This is a genomic window from Actinotignum inguinis, from assembly GCF_051265835.1.
Lineage (GTDB): Bacteria > Actinomycetota > Actinomycetes > Actinomycetales > Actinomycetaceae > Actinotignum > Actinotignum timonense.
In genome coordinates this window covers 15,315-32,294 of the sequence record NZ_JBOZDP010000019.1, presented here as the reverse complement: position 1 = coordinate 32,294, position 16,980 = coordinate 15,315, and the positions used below count along the sequence as shown (strand labels likewise).

Below are 16,980 nucleotides of genomic sequence, written 5' to 3'. Positions count from 1 at the left end.
GGTGTGCTCCGCGGCGCCCTTAATACCGAAGTAAGCAGCGCTCACAGCGGTGGCGAGCAACACGGAGTCGGTGCGCGCGCCGATCACGTACGCCTCGACCGCGCCGAAAGACGACCCGCGCCGCTCCTTCCACCTCAAACTCAAGCACTCTCAATATGAAGAACTGAAAATGAAAGCGGCCGGCGCGCGAGTGTCCATGTCGGACTACCTCGTGCGCTTCGGATTGGGCCGGAAGGTTGAGCAAGTCAGCGCCGGTGAGATACGCGAAGTGCTCGCTGAGCTACGCAAACTGCGTCGGCAAATCCAAGGCGAAGCCACCAACATTAACCAGATCGCACACTGGGCAAACAGTGAACAAGCCTTCCCCGCGGAGGCACGTGAAGTCGCTGCGCAACTGCGCTCCCAAGTCAACGCGATCAACTTACTGCGCATTAAGTTGGTGGAGCTTTTATGATCCCGAACATCATGCGCGGCGGAGATATCGGCGGCTTAGTGCGTTACTTGTTTGGGCCGGGGCGCGCCAACGAACACAGTGATCAGCATATTGTTGCGGGCAGTGAAGACATCGCTTCCGAGTGGGCTTATGGCGGGCGCGTCCTCGAGCAAGACGAAAAAAGAATCGTCGCGAAACTCCTCGACCAAAACCGCCTTGAGCACGGCACTCAGATTCTCGGTGAAGTCACCCGCTGGGACTATAAAGAAGAACGTGCTATCCCCGTGTCGAAAGAAAAAACACCCGCCCACGTCTGGCACTGCTCGCTCTCCTTGCATCCGGATGAAGAACCTTTGAGTGACGAAACATGGGCGAATATTGCGCGCGATTTTGTGGAGGGAATGGAATTCGACAACCGAGCAACAACCTCGAAGTCGCCGTGCCAGTGGATAGCTGTGCGCCACGGATTCACCAAGAACGGTGGCGACCACATTCATATCGCGCTCGTGCTCGTGCGTGAAGATGGGACCAAAGGCAATACTTGGCTCGACTATAAGCGCTCCCAAAAACTCTGCACGGCTTTGGAAGAAAAATACGGTCTCGCGGTCCTCGAATCACGCAAACACAACTACGCTTCCCGGGGCTACAAAACCGAAGACAACAAGGAGCTGCGTCTCGATTTAGAGGCAGCGATGCGCCTGGCAGCCGGTGCGGCCTCTACCGAAAGCGAATACCTCGAAGAACTCACGCGCCACGGCATACAGTTCCGGCCCCGCTACGCCAAGGGCCAAGGCGTTGTCGCCTACACCGTCACCAAAACCGAGCCCGGTAAACGCGCTATCTGGATTGGCGGAGGACGTGTGGCCCGCGACCTCACCCTCACCCGCCTACGCGCCCAGTGGAACGACACCCTAGAGGAGCGTCGCAAGGCAGCTGACCTATGGAACCCGCTCAGAGACCCGGCACCGCATACGCCCGCGCAAGCACGGATGCTTGAAGAAAAAATCCGAGACATCGCCGGCAGCGTCGCCAGTGAGAGCGACTTCGCCACCCGGTTGCGTGCATCGGGCCTGCTCGTATCCGCACGCCTCAACGACGAAGCAAGTGAAGCAATCTCGTATTCGGTGGCCGCTAAACCCGAACCCGGACACAAACCCACCTGGTACTCTTCAAGCCGTATGTCGGCCGACGTCGCTTTGTCGGTGTTGCGCGAGACGTGGTGGGACAACCCGCTTACGCGATCAAGCGCGGTAGCGATCTGGAAACCCGCCTCCCGCACACGTGACAATGATGAGGCACAGGTATGGAGTGAGTTCGGAAAAGCACTCACCCAAACCATTACCGACATTGAGCGCGCCGACACCAGCGATTGCATGGCAGTGGCCGATAGCTGCGCTCGTGCATCCGCACTCTTCGCCGGCCTCGCAAACGCCTACGGCCCAGAACAAGGCCGCGCCTTCGCCCGTGCATCCCAAGTCCTAGGCCGGCGCGCCCAAACCAAACACACACCTGCGCCTCATCGCTACTCGCCCGCGTTTACGAGCGGGTTGCGGGCGCTCAGCGCTTTGAGCCGGCCGCGTAGCCGCGCCGCATGGGTCAGCAACCAAGTCATGGACTCAATGGAACGTATCGTCACCGGTATTAACCGGCTCCAGACCGCCCACGGCGAACTAACACTCGCCCGCCGCACGCTAAAAGAAACCAAGACCGCCCTCGCAACACTCGCCGCGCCCGAACCACGCACCGACGCCGGTAGTCGGCTTCCTGGAGTGGAATACGGGCAGCCCGATTGGAGTGGGCTAACGCTGGATGGACAGATAGACCTGCGTAAAGGTAAGGGAAGCGAAGCTAGTTATGGAAATGCGCCAAGTCTCGGAGAAGGAAACTGGAATGCCTAAGGTTGCACGCCTGGCATGGTCGTTTCCAGTGACGCTTCCCCTTTACGAATATGGTGGTAACGCTAAGATTGCAATCAAGAACAGGAGGTGGCAACAACGATGAGTCAGCTAGCGGACATTCTTGCTCTCGCGCGTAAAACCAATAAGAAGATCACGCAACCGGTACGCCTCGCCACCCTGCTTTATGAGGGGATTGACGCAGCCTTTATGGAGGTCGACCCCGGAGCGCTCCAGCCATGCCAGATAGAGCGCGAACAAGCCACCCGCGATATTACTACCTGGCAAGAGCGTGGCATCAATATCCTCTCGGTCTTAGATCACGACTATCCCCAATACCTCGCCCAAGCACGCGATGCTCCCTTGCTCATCTACTACGAAGGCGAGATCAATCCTGTAGACCGAGCGGTCGCTATTGTTGGCTCACGCCAAGCCACACGAGAGGACTGTGAGCGCGCGCGAGTGATCGCCCACCTAGTGGTTGAGCAAGGCTATAGCGTCGCCAGCGGACTCGCGCGCGGTATCGACACCGCAGCTCACGAAGGCACCTTGGAGGCTGGTGGGCGCACCATCGCCGTCATGGGAACCGGTATCGACATTACATATCCGCCCGAGAACGGGCAGTTACGTTCGAGAATTGTTGAGAGTGGGGGCCTGGTTCTCACCCAATTCGAGCCAGGCGCTCCGCCAACCAAGGTGTCGTTCCCGATGCGCAATGCCACCATGTCCGGATATTCCCAAGCGACCATAGTGGTGGCCGCTGGCGAATACTCTGGAACCCGCAACCAAGTACGCGCCGCACTAGCGCACGGGCGCAGCGTTATCCTGCTCGCGCCCGTCGTTCGTCAAACACAATGGGCAAGCAAGCTCGCGGATAACCCGGGCGTGTATATCGCGTCGACCATGAAGGAAATTCGCCAGGCATTGGAGAATATCGCGCGTGCCTACAACCTCTTTGCCCTGACATGATTACCCGGCAGGAACTCTCCCTTATCTGGGCACAAGCCGGCCCGACCATTGGGAACCTTGACTATATTTCCGCTGATTTAGAACCATACGTATGTGCGGTGTGCCGCGGCCCTCTCGACCCTCGATACAAGTACTGCCCGCGCTGCCGTCACTACCCAAAGCTTATCGACGAGACTGGCTTTTGTACCTACGTATCTAAGGGTGGCCAGCTCTTGCGCTACATGTATGACTACAAGGCACGCGGGAATCAGATCAAGCAGGGCCTGGCACGACCAGCACTATGCATGATCCTGGGCATCCAGCTAAACAATCATCTAGATTGCACATGCGGGAAAATAATCCGAGGCTACGATGCCTGGACACTCGTTCCCTCAACTAAACGCGCTCCAGAAGAAGGCACTGCCCACCCCCTTTACCACATCCTCACCAACACTATCCGCCTGAATGAAGACCTTCCCTACCTGCCTATCCGAAGCCTCGACACCGGCAGCGATCCACGCCAAGTAAGTCCAAACAGATACGAATTCGCTATACGCCCAACCCCGCCGAGAGTCCTCGTCATCGACGACACCTGGGTATCCGGTTCCCATATCTTCTCGGTCGCAGCACGCCTGCGTGAATACGGAACCCGGCACGTCTCCACATTGTGTCTTGCACGCATGATTAATCCCGACTTCTATAACGGGAAAACCATCCTTGAGACGGCCGAAAAGACGCATATCGGCCACGCCGTTCACTACTGCCCATGGCTATAAGTTAAGTGAGGAGAGGATTTTCATGCCCGGAAAACAAAAATTCAAACCCATGTATGCCGATGAATTCGCTTTCTTCGAGAAATGGCTCGCCCCAAACTACCGCCGCTCCATCACCACCGGCTGCGTATGGTGCCCCTTATGGTGGGACCACCCCGAAGCTAGAACCCGGGTTAGGGCCATGTGGGAAGCCTGGGAAATCTACCGCTTCGAGCGGCCCGTAGGCGGCCTCGCGGCATGGTTCACCGACGTCGCAGACCCGATGATGCGCGTCCTCCTCGACCCGAACAACGTTTTCAAAGGATGTACCGCAACGACGCACTACGCACGCTCGGGCAGGGACCTTTCGTTGCCGTTCGTTTCTTTCACACAGGAAACAGGTGAAGAAATAGCAACCCGGCGCGAAAATGTTCCCGGGCAAAGGGAAACGGCACCAGCTATCTACTTTCCGGTAATGAGCTAGATCCGTCCTCGCGGTGCCGGGGTTCCTCGACCTATTCTTTCCCCTACGAAACCTTACAGGCAGTATGGATCCAAAGTAGCGGCTCATATTGGTTGGCTACTTAAAATGGTTCATCGCAAGCAATCACCATTTAGAAAGGCCAAAAATGATCGCCTGGGAAAACTTGCTCACCGGGTTCGGTTTTAAATTTCGAACCCTCGTAAACCTTGTGGTTTCGTCTTATCTCCTGGCTTCAATCTTGTCGTTTTTCAGATTCGGGGAATCCGGATTTTCTAATTTCGCCGGCGTTGCGCGTTCCTTTCAACTTGTCGCACTGGGAGACTGGATTGAGAACACTTACCAATCACTCAAATCTGAAATCCCCGAATCTGCGCTGGAGTTTGTTTTTACGATATGGCTCATTTTGATATGTTTTTCTTTTGTAGCTGATTACAAGAATGGAGCTCCATCAAACTTTGTACCGAATTCTGCTTTCGCAGCTGCCTGTATTTGGGCTCTCTGGGTCGATTTTATCTCCCCTGGGACAGCCTGCATTTATGCGCTGGGAGGCATTAGCGTGGCCCTCTACGTGCTTTTTCGGATAGACGGGGGAGAAACTCTATTAATGGCGATCATCGGAATCTTGGTTACTTTTGTCTACGTAGTACTGGCATTCCCGCTGTGGTTTGCAGGATCAGATGCAGCAAACCACAGCGGCGATTTCGAGCGCGGTTTCAGAGCTGGGCGCTCGCTTTCGGCTCGAAATCGAACGTAGGCTACTCCTGAGTGGCGGCTGACTCATCTCCTCCGTCTTTGCGTGAAAGCATTGCAGTTTGACCGTTTTCCTCGTTTAGGTCATATGCGAGATGGGTGTAGTAAACCAGTGCTTTATTGGTGTTTTCGGTGAAATGCCGGGTCGCGTAAGGCGTCAGCTGCGCCGTATGCATGACAATATTACGCAACGGCGATATCTTGCATTGAAAATCGTCCGTAACGCAGGAGTCTTCAAGCGAAGAAGAAGCTTCTTTCAGAAGGTCGGTGAATCCGAGATAGTACAGGTCTTCTTGCGGTGTACGACACGGTTCTACGTAGCCGGCATCTTTTTCGTTTTTCTTTTCCTGGTTGCGGTACTTTTCCACTCGGGTGCGCGATCTTTCACTGAGAGTTATCTGGAGTTTGCGGTGCAGGTCTCGGACTAGATTCTCTAACCGATAAAGGTCGCCATAATGCGCAAGATTCTGGTGCAGCCCCTCGGTCATGCGCGGGTTTTCAAGCTCTTTAACGATCCGGTCCTTGTATTCGGGCGAGCGTTTCGCGAACTCCTTATTCTCTTCCTTGATGTATTTATCGGCCGCACGCTGAGCAGCACTCCGGCGACCTGTCTGCTCGGGGTCGCCTTCTTCTTTGAGCTCGAGACGCCACTTATCCCATTGGTCGTACACTTTCCGACGTATGTCTTGTGCCCACTCGTCTAGGAATGCATTCAAGAGCGGCTCATCTTCCTGAACACCCTCACGCGAAGAGGTAAAAGGATCGGAATCCGAGAACTCGCCGTCAAGTGCGTCAAGGTGGATTTGTCCGTACAAGTATTGTTCCGGGACTCGTGCGGATGGTCGCCGCGATAGGATATCGCGTTCACGTAACCTACCGTTGACGAATAGATCTACTCCGATACGCTTACCGGTACCGAAAACATTGAGACTTTCAGGCTTTCTCACGCTAGCGATAAAACCACGTACATTCGCAACACTGGAGAACTCCAGGGTGTCATTACGGGAAGCCTGAATGCTGCTCACGAACGGGTCCTCAAAATCCTTCCCGATCCTCCATAAAAACTGCGTTGCGTCGCTGAGTTCGCGCGCATCGCCCGGCCCGATAGGCTTGCCCTTGAAAAATATCGTGAAGCTCGGATCTAGCAGTGAGAAGCGAAAATCTAAAGCCAGAGCCTTACGCAGAAAAATGTCGGTAGAGTTTTTCGCTTTATTGCCCTCGAATTTTAAAAGCGTTCCGTGCTTAAGGTAGTCGAAGTCGTCTCGGACTGAATCTGTAATACTCGGAAGATTCAGCTCGTACTGTGTTTTATCTTCCACGATAGCATTATCAACTACCTGGTTATCAATCACGCACCCAGAAACCGGCCCGCCTGCCGGTTTCGAGGACACCGTGACTTTATCGGCGCACGAAAGCAACGCCAATTTTCCGATACCTTTGGCTCCAATAAACGGGCGTTTCTTACCCGAAAGACGTCCGCGTTCCTTGCGCTTGGAATAACCAATCTTCAAGAACTTATTCTGGATGTCATCCGATGTCATCCCAATACCATCATCCTTGATGGTCATCACATCATTTTTCCGGTCAAACGTGATCCATACATTAGTGGCGTCGGCATCCCACGCATTAGAAATCGCCTCGCCCAGGATCGTGATGAAATTCCGGTAAAGACCACGACCTAAATGGTCAAGCGTCGTCAGGGAAAACACGAACTGATATTCAGCTTCTTGGTTCATAGCTCTAATCATGACATACCAGTGAACACGTCACCGGCGTCGTTGAAGATCGCGTGTGAAAAGCTCGCCGACCAACTTCCCAAAAACCGGAGGAACAGCGTTACCGATCATCTTTCCCAATCCCTTGAAAGTGATCTCGCTACCAGGCTCAACGAAACGATAATCGCGCGGGAAACCCTGCAAAATAGCAGCCTCCCGCGGCGTAATCGTACGTTCCTGGAAAGGATGACCAAAACGTCCAGACCCATAATTGAAGAACTGGGTCGTGATGGTTGGGGAAGGCTCGGCCGGGTTCATAACGCCGTAGAAGGATTTAAAACTCTGCCCACTATCCCGTCTCTGGCATGGCGCGCGTAAATCTTCAGGCCAGTCAAGCCATGTACCGCCCGGACGTGAGGCCCGACGGCGAGCAAGATTCAACGGGCTTAACGCGCGCGCTTTATGGAGTGGGTCGCTTTGATCATGTTCACCGGCCTTGAGCTTTGGAAGGCCGGCGAGGGCTTCGCCAACACTCACGGCCGCACCTTCTTGTGATGTTGGTAAAGACAGTGGCCCGTGGGCAGAGGCGGCTAAAACGAGTCGGCGTCGACGTTGGGGTAGCCCGAAATTTTCGCCCTTGAGAACCTTATAGTCCACCGAGTAACCCAACGATTCGAGTTTCGTCACGAAGCTAGCGAATACGGGCTGGCGTTGCAGGCCCGTAACGTTTTCCATTGTCACGTAATCGGGCAGCGTTTCTTCTACAAGGCGCTCAAACTCACCCAACAGCCCCCATTCTTTCTCACGGCTCGTGTCCGCACCGCGTCGCTGGGAAGAAAAAGGCTGGCATGGAGCACACCCTGCCAGGAGACGAACTTTGCTTTTACCCCAGAGTTTTTCCAGGTCTTTCTTGCTTACCTCGGTAACTGATTGGCATACGAATTTCGCGCCGATGTTCTCCTCGAAAGGAAACCGGCATTTCTCGTCCATATCCACTCCGCCGAGCACGCGGATACCGGCCTGGCTCAGGCCGCACGATAGTCCACCTGCCCCGCAAAACAGGTCCACGGCACCAATTCGAGGAATACTCACGATTCACATCCTAATAAAAATAGACACGTCAAGCCCTCACCTACCCGCGAGTAAATAGACCACAGCAACAAACACGCGAAAACTCACGGCTCAGTATTGTTATTGGGCTTTGGCGGCTTGCTCGCTCGCCACGTTTTCTGCCTTCGGCTTCTTCTTGCCAGGCATCGCGACAGCGGCCGCTCGCGCGGCAGGGTTACCCGGGCACGCGGCCTGGACGCTCAATTCTCCGATGATGGCGCCTTCGCCGGTAGCATCGCCGAAAGTAATGCCGGCTGCTGCGGCTTTCTCCCGCATCTGCGCTATCCTCTGTTTCATCGCTTCAATGCCCAAGACCGGGGCTACCGGTTCTACTGCTGCCTCGTGCTCCACACCAGCCCCCGGCATACCAACCCTCGGGGTGGTCGCGGCCGCACGAGTGGTGTCCGCTGGTGTCTTGTCCGACGTCGCTACGTCAGGACGGGAGTCGAGGGCTGCGGTGAGCCTGTCTACCTGCTCCTGGGAGAGTGAGTCGGTGTCGGCGCCGTCGATCATGTCGGGTGTGATTCCGTGGTCTTCCAGGAAAGACGCGACACGTGCATGTGCTTGCGCGGCCAATGGATCAGCCCCTGCATATTTCTTCGATAGGCCATACATGCGAGCAATATCCATCGCGCTAGCTGAGTCCCACCAGCGTTCATTACTTGCTTGGGCGAGGAAAGGACGCGCCACACCAAGCTGCGCAGTGAAAGCCTGCTGGGCGGTGGCTGCGCGCTGCGCCGAGCGCTGCAAATGCGCGGCATACTCCGTCTGTACGCGGGCGACAATCATCGACGCCGCCTTCACTAAGGCCGCAAGGGACTCAACGGTCTCGTCCATGACATCTTCAGTCTGTTCACTCATAATCTCTTACCTCTCTGTGTTGATGAAAAAATGTGGTTGTTGGTTAGTTGGTCCAGGCATCACGCACCCCACCAAGCGCAGCACTGCTACTAGGTGTGGCGTTCGAGCCGTAGCGGGCAATAGACTCCTCCACCAGCTCTTGATTTTCTCCCTCGAACCAGGGGAGGAGCTTTATGAGTGTGGGTCGGGATTTTGAAGCAAACAGCCAGGCACGCCACGCCGGCAACGCCGCTAGCTCGGCTTCACTCGCTATAGGTACTTCGAGCGAGTTTTGGGAGATGGAGGTCGATCGCACACCCTTCGACAGTGATGTGGAGCGTTGGGATGTGCGGTAAGTGCCGATGAGCTTCGATATTTTCGCCAGGATCTCCGTCTCTTTCACACCACCCGCATAAAGCACGTTATTCGCGGCCGACCAGAGCATGTTCATGCCCGCTTCGCCCCACACGCTCACGCCTTGCGACCAGGACTGCAAAATCGTGTGGAGGCAGATGCCTTTCGACCCGAAATGAGAATAAAGCCGCGGAAGCTCGCGCCACGGGCACACGTTCGCGGCTTCATCGAGCACGACCATCATCGGCGTGGCAAGCCGTCCGCCGTGCTGACTCTGCGCGTAGTTTTCAGCCGCCAAACACGTCACGGCCGTCAGCGCCGCGACCAAGGGTGAGATTGCTGCTCCGTCGACGGACATCGAGAACAAGGCTTCGCGGGTTTGCACGAAAGTGGCTGGGTTGAATTCTGCCCCACCCCCGGCCCACCAGGTCCTGGTTTCGGGGTCGCCCACCCATTCCAAGCCACTACGCGCATGTGCCCACATACCACCCTTAGTAACGCTGGGGAGGTCCATTTGTGCCCGGAGTAGCGCGGCGAGTTCGCTCATGCCGTGGTTACGCAGAATGTCGATAGGTGTTTCATCCAGGGTGGATTGCACCCATGCATAGACATCGGCCATGGAGCGGTGCTCGAGTGCGGCCGCGGCTAGCAGGCAGGCGCGGATTTGTTCTCCGCCGCCATCCCAAAAGCCGTCATATGCTTTGGTTGCGGTGCCGGCGCGGGCCGCGTCCCCCAATACTTTCGCTAGGTGGGTGGCGCGCGAGAAGAGGCTCCCGCCATAAGCAGGACTGGTGAGGTAGGTGAGGGGATTCCACCACATCGTGCCGGGCCGGCCGAGGATGTTGCAGGGGTCAAACACCCATGCTTTCTCGCCCAGTTGCTCGCGTGCATAGCGGGTGGCGTCGACGAGGTCGCGTTTATTCGACGTCGCCAATACGGCTCCCGGTGCTTCCAGAAGTAAGGGGATGGCGTAGCCGGCTGTTTTACCACCACGTGGCCCGGAGAGCATGAGCGAGACACTCTCAAAGTCGCCATAGAGTAGTTCGCCGGTGTCTACCGCCCGCCCAAGCTTGTACCCTACAGGGGTATCTCCGCTGATGCCGAGGCGCTGGGCTTTCTCAGCAACCACGCTGCGTTGGAGAGCTTGGCGAGCAGAGCGCCCGCCGGTCAATCTGGCTTTGTTGTCTCCTCGAACCCGCCGCCCCCGCACTTTCAACACGCGCCAGGAAACTAGGCCGGCAATGCTCATGACGATTGCGGAGAAAATCCCGGCTATCACCCACGTCACGCTGCTCAGGTGTAGCTTGCCGGTTGCGAGGTAGATGACGAGAACGAGCGGGTTAAACGGCACCGCTTCGCCGGTGATGAGGCCGGCGAGGAAAAGGGATGCACACAGACACGCGCCGACGCCAATAGCAGCCAACGTGGCGATGAGCGTGCCGGTATTCCCGGTTGTTCCAGGCTTATTATTCATGCCACCTCCACGAAGTATCACTAAGGTCGCGCTCACAGGGCGTGAGGACGCATTCGGCCGGAATACCGGGCTGCCGGCCGACTTTGATGAGGAACCGCCCACGCCCCACCGGCGCAGATAAGCGCCCCGTATCAGGGTCAAGGCTTCCCGGGTCTTGCCAGCTTGTGAGTACGTCTTCCTCCGCGGAATTCAGCCTCACCGCACCGCGCAGCAAACCCATTTCCCGTTCAGGTAGGCCGCCAAGGAGGCACACTCCGGCGCGCTCCACGAACCCGCGTGCCTTGGCCCGGGCTTGCTCGGACGCTAGGGCCTCGAGGTCGCTCATGGTGTGGGTGATCATGGCCTGGCCCACCGCCCATTGGCGGTTGAGGCGTGTGAGGGCGTCGACGGAGTCAACCATGCCCTCCCCGGCCCGCAGCACGCGCCATAACTCATCCATGACCACGAAAAACAGCCGACGGCTGGCGAGGTTGTTATCGGCGAGGGTGTTCGAGGTCGTGATATTCCCGAACCCGTACGACCAGCACGCCAAGAGCACTGCGGCTTGTAGGGCTTCATCCGCACCCGACACCGCGGAGACATCGAAGACGACGGACCGGTCCATCCGCATAGGAGTTGTGGTGGGGGCTGCGAATATTTGCCCAAAACGGCCCCCGAGTAGTGCCATGAGTGATGCCTCGAGAGCTTCCGTGACTTGCAAGTAGCGGTCGATGGAACCGCGATCAAGTGCCGCCAAACGTACGTCGTCGGGTGCCGCCCGAACAATAGCGAGGATGTCGCTAATGATGGGGACGGTGGTGGGGTTGTGGGTATCCCACACGCGCAGCGCCCGGTCAAGGATGGTCCTTTCCCGGTCGGTGATGCGGCCGCCGCGCACCAGCTCAACAAGAGACGAAAGCATCGTAAGCTGGCGAGCATGAGCACTATTCAATAGATCGAGGCGGGCTTGGCCAGAGAGTGCTTGTGCTGCCTGGTGGGTGTTTCCGGTGTCTAGCGGATTCAGGCTCACCCCGCCGCGGCCGATAGTAATGCATTGGCCTCCCATAGCCTCCACCAAATCCACGTAATCCGGTTTCAAATCACCAAGAACCATTGTCGAGACACCGAACCCGGCCAGACCCAAACTAATGTGCCGCACTGCCGAAGACTTGCCTAGGCCGGGCAGGCCGAGGACGAACATGCTCGGGTTGGAGATCATGCCCGCCCGAAACCAACTAATCGGGTCGAAACAAACGGGGGAGAGGCTGCCGCCTTTCTCGCACTGCCCGAACGGCACCCCAATAAGCGGGGCTGGCGCGCCACTAGCAAACGGCCACAGGCCACATACCTGCACCGAGGTGCCGCGCCATTGGGGGAGTGCCGGAACATAGGATTGGCGGCCGCCCCCGCGTCCGGTAAACCCACGCGAACCAGGCCCCCGCCCGTTCATAGTGCTCGTGGTATTGCTTTGGCTGGTCATAGTGCCTCCCGAACACTCTCACTAATCACCGAATACCGGCCCGGAATCACCCCGAGCGGTAGAGAGATGGCGAAGGCGGAGTCTTGCCCGCCATAGCATTTCCGGATCCGAATCCGCGCCGACGATGCTAGTGAGCCGACCGCGTCGGCCATGTCTTTCACGTCTCCGGCATCGCGCATGGTGGTTGCGGTAATCACCATCCCGAAATTCTCCAGCCCCGCACCGGCCGCTTCCTCGGCAGCGGAGGCTACCGCGTGAGCAAGTGCGACCTCATCGCGTGCCCGCACATTCGCGGATGACGAGACCCGCACGGAAGCGGCGTTTTTATCTTTCTCCACGATCTCCCCGGCCCGCCCAGCCTCGATAGGTCGATAAAGCAAGGCGACCCGTTTGCGGGCAATACGAGGAGACGGCGCCAGCAGCGAGGCAAGGATGTTTGATTGGACGATGCCGCGTGGTGCGGCGCTCATAACCCACGACACCGACACCGCGTTGTCGTGGATGAGGTTGTCCCAGTTAGCTTGCGTGGCACTCGGGCCAACCTCATTCCACTCCAAGGTAACTGCCTCGCTGCTGGCTAGTGCGTCGTCGAAAATCTCTTGCGCATCCGGGTCATACGCCAAACGCACCACCCGCCCCACACCCGCGGCATCTAAAGGACGCACAAAGCCCGCACCCGTCCCAGTCAATGCCTGAGACAATGACGGTAGACGAGTCGCCAGTTCCTGACCGGCCGCCGCCAAATCGAGTGTTTTCCCGCTACCTTTACCCAAATGGTTTTCGAAGGTGAGGGTCACGTAGGCGCGCAGCGACGCGGACCCGTAGGGGTATAACTGGCTCACTTCGCTGAGCATCTGTTCGGCCAAGTTGGGGATGTTTTCTTGCTTGTTTGCGGTGATTTCACGCTGAAGGCGCGAGCCGGTATCGGGTGCGGATTCCACGACGACGCTCGCACCGATAAGGCCTGGTTCTTCGCCCAGGCGCGCTAAAAACTGCCCCCAGCGCGCCACCCACGTGTCGATCTGGTCTTGAGTGACCAGGGATGCTCCTTCACTTTCGCAGGCGAAGACGACAGCGAAGGTGCCCGTTTTTCCGGTGGTGATGACGGCGAAGTCACGCCCGAAACCATCCACAAAATCAGCCACCCTCGTAGGTGCGAGAATACCCGGGAGCATGAAAGGTCCACCTGTTACCCCGAGTGGGCCGGAGCGGTAGAGATTCTCACCGCGGCTGCGCGAGCGCCAAAATCGCATTCTTTCTCCAATCTTCCCCGCGAGTGACACCCCATGCATGTCTTTGCGGGCAAACAACAAACCAAGCGAGCCGCAGATGCTCCCGAGTACCAACGCGGGGATGATTCCGGCAATAATCTGCACAAGAACCATCAAGATCAGGAGGGCGAAGACGCCGACCGTCAGCGCCCCGGAAAGCCGCCCGATACCCGGGGCTTGGGGCCGCCGCCAGTGGCCATAGGTTCTGGGTGTGCTCATGCGTTTTCCTCGCTCTCACTATCTGCGCCGCTTGCTAGATTCGACGTGAAGGCGCCGGTCTGGCGGGCTTTATCGAAAGCGCCGCGCCCGGGCTGCTTTGTGGGTAGGGCGAAAGGTGAGGCCGGCTTGGATGGGGGTGTGGGGGCCGCGCCACTAGCCTGACTACCCGCCGACACCGAAGGCATGGGTGTCTGTGCCTGCTTCTTCGCCGCCCGCGCACGCCGCGGTGTTTTCTTCGCACTGCCTGTATTAGCGGGTGCGCTGGTAGCGCCACTAGCCGCGCCACTCCTACTCGCCGGGCCGCTCCTGCTTGTCCCGGTGGTTCCGGTGGTTGCTGCGCCGGTCGCACCCACACCACCACTACCACTCGCCGTGCTACTGGCACTTGTTTTTGTGGCGCGGGCAGCCCGGACTTTCGAGACCCCGCCCCGCGCTGCGGCTACCCCGCCGCGCGCAACCTTAATAGCACCCGACGCAACGAGTGCCCCGGCCGCGCCTCCCAGGCCGGCCGCTATCCCACTCATCCCAGCGCCGCTTGACATGGAGGCGGTTGCGGGGACTACGAAACGCATGAGCGCGGGCATAGCAAACCCCGCCAACACCAACACCCCGACGCCCACGAGAATAGTGGTGACGGAGTTCGTCAGCGAAGAGTCGTCTCCGATGGCGGTTTTCATCTGCTCCAGGACACACTTCTGGTACTCCTCGAGTTTCGCTTCGTCGAAGGTCCCGCAGGCTTGCTCCACGCGCGCGGTCATCGTCGGCGGACTACCAGAGGAAATCAGCCTCATACCGATAGAGAGGATGATGGCGAAAGCTGGCTTATACAGCAAAAAAGCGATAATCCAGGTTTTTGTTTTCTCAAACCACTGCCGCCCCACGGCCGTGTTGGTGGCCGCTGCCGAAAGAGGCAAAATACCGATCAAGAGCACGAGGAAAGAATCCCGACACAACAGCAAAATCAATGCGAGGAGGGTGCCGAGCAGCATCGCCGCGAGCAAGAAGATCGTCAGGATCGCTAAATTTGTGCCCTCATCAATCATCACATTGATAGCGGCCTGAACGCTCTCCATCGACCCCGAAGAGCTGAGTAGCCAGCTTGAGAAAAGGGAGGATGCCTCCATCAAGAGTTGGATCACTGTCACGCCCGCACCCGAAACAATAACGAGTTGGATGACTGATTGGAGCATGTCGCGTAGGGGTTCGCCGCGTCGATGCCAAGCCATCGACCCCGCACCCACAAGCACCCCCAAGAGCATAAACAAGCCGGTTGCATAGGAAAGCGAGTCGTGGATCCAGGTGATCGCCTCCGTATCCTGCAAGTTCAGGCGCGGATTGGAGGATACGAAGCCTACGAGGAACTCCAGGAGCCACATGGAGGCGCTAGCCATTGCTTCAGCCAGTAGCTCAATGACGGAGCCGACGAGCGTTGAAAACCCTTTGCCGACCCAGGCGAGCGGGTTCAAAATATTCCAACCACACACATCCGTCACGCAGACCGTCGGTGTCGGGCCGCCGGGCACCCACGCAGGTAGAGGCGCGAGGTAATCAGCAAACACTACCGCGTCCATAACGTCCACCCCGTAGACAAGGGCCGATCAACCACCGTGAGTACCGTGGACATGTCCGCCACCGGCCGCGTCCGCCACATCTGTGTTTTCTTGTCGTAGGTGAGGTCGAGGCTGCGCCCAAACACCACGCCAGGCTGTGCGTCCAGCATGAACGCCACCCCAATACTCGCCCGCTCGAGGTCGTAGTCGAAGACCTGGAAACCCACCAGACGCGGGGCAGGGAGCACCCGCCCGGCCAGCTCACCGGCCGCCTCAAGCAACACCTTTTTGTCCGGGCCGTCCGCCAATAACTCGTCGAGGACAGCTTGTGCGTTTGGGCCGCCAACAGACGACAACGACACGTAATTAAGCGCCGCTAAAACTGCGGCTTTTGGGGTATTCGTATAGCCACGAGCCGCAGGGGTCTGCTCGCACGGCCCCGCGCCCGGGAGCGTGGCTAGGCGCACCCCAAGCGGGCCGTCCTGCCACACGGGCGTGAAATTCCGGTCTGGTAGCGACATGTCACTAAAATCCAGACCACACCCAGGCGTCGCCGACGCTGACGCCTGCGGCGAAGGCGGAGCAGTAGATATGGAGGGGACCGGCGTAGGGTCTGTGTGAGTATTCGCGGGTGCGATGAGCGCCCACACCACCGCCACAATGCCCGCAACCACGAGCAGACCGCCGATAGTTAGCCCTACACCCAGCCCCTTACTGCCTGGCTTATTGTCTTTACCCATGCCTGTCCCCTCCAATCCTTGTATCGTCTTTTTGCTGCGGGCTGCTTATAGGGTGATGAAAGCGCCGATAAGCGAGGTAGCCGAACCAATTAATACGAGCGCCGCCAAGACCCAAAGCAAGCCTTTGGCTTCCTCAAGACCTTCCCCATGCCTTGCGTTGATGGCGAGCTTGCCCGCAACAATGAAAATCCCGAGCAAACACAACACGCCTGCACCCCAGGCCACGTATCCCAAAATCTGGGTAATCTTCTCCGTTCCCGGAGGCTGAGTCGGCGTCACCTCAATAAACGGCAAAAGCGCCGCATGAAGGTAGGCTTCCAGGGTTGATAGTTGGGTAAACATGTTTTCTCCTTTAGATATCTAGGGACACCCCACCGACAGCGGGAATGTCATCAATAAAAACTTCTGGTTCTTCGCCCGCGCTTGCCAGGGAGCGCAGGTCTTGGACGGCCTTGTGTGCGGCGAGCTGAGGGTCGTCTCGCCCGAGCCTTAGTGCCTGGCTGTAAGGGAGGCGCCACACGGCCGGAAACACACTCTCGGTGAGCGCACGCGCACGCGCCAGCTCACGCGGCAAGCGCCCGGGCTGATCGGCAACAAGCACAAGCCCGACGCACTCGACGCCGGCCACGCGCCCACCGAACAACGCGCCCGCGCACTCACGCGCCGCCGCCATACCGGTAGCGGTGGGGCGGGCAACCACCACACACCGCGCCGGCTGCGGAGCAGACACAGGCCAGACGCGCCCAAAATCAACCAACCCACACAACGCGGCGATAGTCGTCGTGCCCACGCCACCACTCGCGCCCACCGCAAACACCGCCGTGCTCGGATCCGTCCATACACACGGCAGGACGCTCCCTTCACCGGGAAGGTCAGGAAGCTGACCCCAGGGCAGGGCAAGACCAGCCCGCGCGGGTTGAGTTTTGTGTTTACGCACCAGTGCCCACCTCCTGGGAAAACTCATTGGTCGTGTGCGTGCAAAGCCC

At 58.1% G+C, this 16,980-nt stretch carries 16 protein-coding genes; 6 read left to right on the top strand and 10 right to left on the bottom strand.

The features are described from left to right. Positions 1 to 49: 49 nt before the first annotated feature. From mobC to ACRQFC_RS08110, 6 genes are all read left to right on the top strand, one after another. Positions 50 to 454, top strand: a complete 405-nt coding sequence (gene mobC / locus ACRQFC_RS08135) for a MobC family plasmid mobilization relaxosome protein (protein ID WP_284905825.1) — start codon at positions 50 to 52, stop codon at positions 452 to 454. After that, positions 451 to 2,331 (top strand): relaxase/mobilization nuclease domain-containing protein, encoded by a 1,881-nt coding sequence (locus ACRQFC_RS08130; protein ID WP_284905827.1) that lies wholly within the window; start codon positions 451 to 453, stop codon positions 2,329 to 2,331. Before mobC ends, ACRQFC_RS08130 begins: the two co-directional genes overlap by 4 nt. Positions 2,332 to 2,430: 99 nt before the next feature. Next, positions 2,431 to 3,297: a DNA-processing protein DprA gene (locus ACRQFC_RS08125; protein ID WP_435706437.1), complete on the top strand. Its 867-nt coding sequence runs from the start codon at positions 2,431 to 2,433 to the stop codon at positions 3,295 to 3,297. Further along, positions 3,294 to 4,052: a hypothetical protein gene (locus tag ACRQFC_RS08120; protein WP_284905830.1), complete on the top strand. Its 759-nt coding sequence runs from the start codon at positions 3,294 to 3,296 to the stop codon at positions 4,050 to 4,052. The genes ACRQFC_RS08125 and ACRQFC_RS08120 overlap by 4 nt, the downstream gene beginning before the upstream one ends. A 22-nt stretch (positions 4,053 to 4,074) precedes the next feature. After that, positions 4,075 to 4,512 (top strand): DUF4913 domain-containing protein, encoded by a 438-nt coding sequence (locus ACRQFC_RS08115; RefSeq protein WP_284905832.1) that lies wholly within the window; start codon positions 4,075 to 4,077, stop codon positions 4,510 to 4,512. Between the two features lie 145 nt (positions 4,513 to 4,657). Continuing rightward, positions 4,658 to 5,266, top strand: a complete 609-nt coding sequence (locus ACRQFC_RS08110) for a hypothetical protein (RefSeq protein WP_284905834.1) — start codon at positions 4,658 to 4,660, stop codon at positions 5,264 to 5,266. Between the two features lies 1 nt (position 5,267). Here the strand turns inward: ACRQFC_RS08110 and ACRQFC_RS08105 are convergent, their stop codons facing one another. The 10 genes from ACRQFC_RS08105 to ACRQFC_RS08060 form a co-directional block, all read right to left on the bottom strand. Further along, positions 5,268 to 6,998, bottom strand: a complete 1,731-nt coding sequence (locus tag ACRQFC_RS08105) for an ATP-binding protein (protein WP_284905836.1) — start codon at positions 6,996 to 6,998, stop codon at positions 5,268 to 5,270. Between the two features lie 30 nt (positions 6,999 to 7,028). Then, positions 7,029 to 8,069, bottom strand: a complete 1,041-nt coding sequence (locus ACRQFC_RS08100) for a DNA cytosine methyltransferase (RefSeq protein ID WP_284905838.1) — start codon at positions 8,067 to 8,069, stop codon at positions 7,029 to 7,031. A 99-nt stretch (positions 8,070 to 8,168) separates the two neighbouring features. Beyond that, positions 8,169 to 8,948, bottom strand: coding sequence for a hypothetical protein (locus ACRQFC_RS08095; RefSeq protein ID WP_284905839.1), 780 nt, complete (start codon positions 8,946 to 8,948; stop codon positions 8,169 to 8,171). Positions 8,949 to 8,991: 43 nt separating this feature from the next. Beyond that, positions 8,992 to 10,755, bottom strand: a complete 1,764-nt coding sequence (locus ACRQFC_RS08090) for a type IV secretory system conjugative DNA transfer family protein (protein ID WP_284905840.1) — start codon at positions 10,753 to 10,755, stop codon at positions 8,992 to 8,994. Continuing rightward, a complete protein-coding gene (locus ACRQFC_RS08085) occupies positions 10,748 to 12,214 on the bottom strand; it encodes a putative type IV secretion/conjugal transfer ATPase (protein ID WP_284905841.1) in 1,467 nt (488 codons plus the stop codon). The genes ACRQFC_RS08090 and ACRQFC_RS08085 overlap by 8 nt, the downstream gene beginning before the upstream one ends. Then, complete coding sequence (locus tag ACRQFC_RS08080) at positions 12,211 to 13,704, bottom strand: SCO6880 family protein (protein ID WP_284905844.1); 1,494 nt, start codon at positions 13,702 to 13,704, stop codon at positions 12,211 to 12,213. Before ACRQFC_RS08080 ends, ACRQFC_RS08085 begins: the two co-directional genes overlap by 4 nt. After that, positions 13,701 to 15,275: a hypothetical protein gene (locus tag ACRQFC_RS08075; RefSeq protein ID WP_284905846.1), complete on the bottom strand. Its 1,575-nt coding sequence runs from the start codon at positions 15,273 to 15,275 to the stop codon at positions 13,701 to 13,703. Before ACRQFC_RS08075 ends, ACRQFC_RS08080 begins: the two co-directional genes overlap by 4 nt. After that, on the bottom strand, positions 15,263 to 15,994 hold the full coding sequence (locus ACRQFC_RS08070; RefSeq protein WP_435730769.1) for a DUF8175 domain-containg protein: 732 nt from the start codon (positions 15,992 to 15,994) through the stop codon (positions 15,263 to 15,265). Before ACRQFC_RS08070 ends, ACRQFC_RS08075 begins: the two co-directional genes overlap by 13 nt. A 45-nt stretch (positions 15,995 to 16,039) precedes the next feature. Then, a complete protein-coding gene (locus ACRQFC_RS08065) occupies positions 16,040 to 16,336 on the bottom strand; it encodes a hypothetical protein (RefSeq protein WP_284905850.1) in 297 nt (98 codons plus the stop codon). 10 nt (positions 16,337 to 16,346) lie between these two features. Continuing rightward, entirely contained in the window at positions 16,347 to 16,931 is a 585-nt protein-coding gene (locus ACRQFC_RS08060) for a DUF6668 family protein (RefSeq protein ID WP_284905852.1), read from the bottom strand. Positions 16,932 to 16,980 lie beyond the last annotated feature (49 nt).

What these genes read in the sequence shown, in the direction of transcription:
- ACRQFC_RS08130 (WP_284905827.1), top strand. Translation starts at nt 451, where the DNA reads ATGATCCCGAACATCATGCGCGGCGGAGATATCGGCGGCTTAGTGCGT.
- ACRQFC_RS08125 (WP_435706437.1), top strand. Translation starts at nt 2,431, where the DNA reads ATGAGTCAGCTAGCGGACATTCTTGCTCTCGCGCGTAAAACCAATAAG.
- ACRQFC_RS08120 (WP_284905830.1), top strand. Translation starts at nt 3,294, where the DNA reads ATGATTACCCGGCAGGAACTCTCCCTTATCTGGGCACAAGCCGGCCCG.
- ACRQFC_RS08115 (WP_284905832.1), top strand. Translation starts at nt 4,075, where the DNA reads ATGCCCGGAAAACAAAAATTCAAACCCATGTATGCCGATGAATTCGCT.
- ACRQFC_RS08110 (WP_284905834.1), top strand. Translation starts at nt 4,658, where the DNA reads ATGATCGCCTGGGAAAACTTGCTCACCGGGTTCGGTTTTAAATTTCGA.
- ACRQFC_RS08105 (WP_284905836.1), bottom strand. Translation starts at nt 6,998, where the DNA reads ATGAACCAAGAAGCTGAATATCAGTTCGTGTTTTCCCTGACGACGCTT.
- ACRQFC_RS08095 (WP_284905839.1), bottom strand. Translation starts at nt 8,948, where the DNA reads ATGAGTGAACAGACTGAAGATGTCATGGACGAGACCGTTGAGTCCCTT.
- ACRQFC_RS08090 (WP_284905840.1), bottom strand. Translation starts at nt 10,755, where the DNA reads ATGAATAATAAGCCTGGAACAACCGGGAATACCGGCACGCTCATCGCC.
- ACRQFC_RS08085 (WP_284905841.1), bottom strand. Translation starts at nt 12,214, where the DNA reads ATGACCAGCCAAAGCAATACCACGAGCACTATGAACGGGCGGGGGCCT.
- ACRQFC_RS08080 (WP_284905844.1), bottom strand. Translation starts at nt 13,704, where the DNA reads ATGAGCACACCCAGAACCTATGGCCACTGGCGGCGGCCCCAAGCCCCG.
- ACRQFC_RS08075 (WP_284905846.1), bottom strand. Translation starts at nt 15,275, where the DNA reads ATGGACGCGGTAGTGTTTGCTGATTACCTCGCGCCTCTACCTGCGTGG.
- ACRQFC_RS08070 (WP_435730769.1), bottom strand. Translation starts at nt 15,994, where the DNA reads ATGGGTAAAGACAATAAGCCAGGCAGTAAGGGGCTGGGTGTAGGGCTA.
- ACRQFC_RS08065 (WP_284905850.1), bottom strand. Translation starts at nt 16,336, where the DNA reads ATGTTTACCCAACTATCAACCCTGGAAGCCTACCTTCATGCGGCGCTT.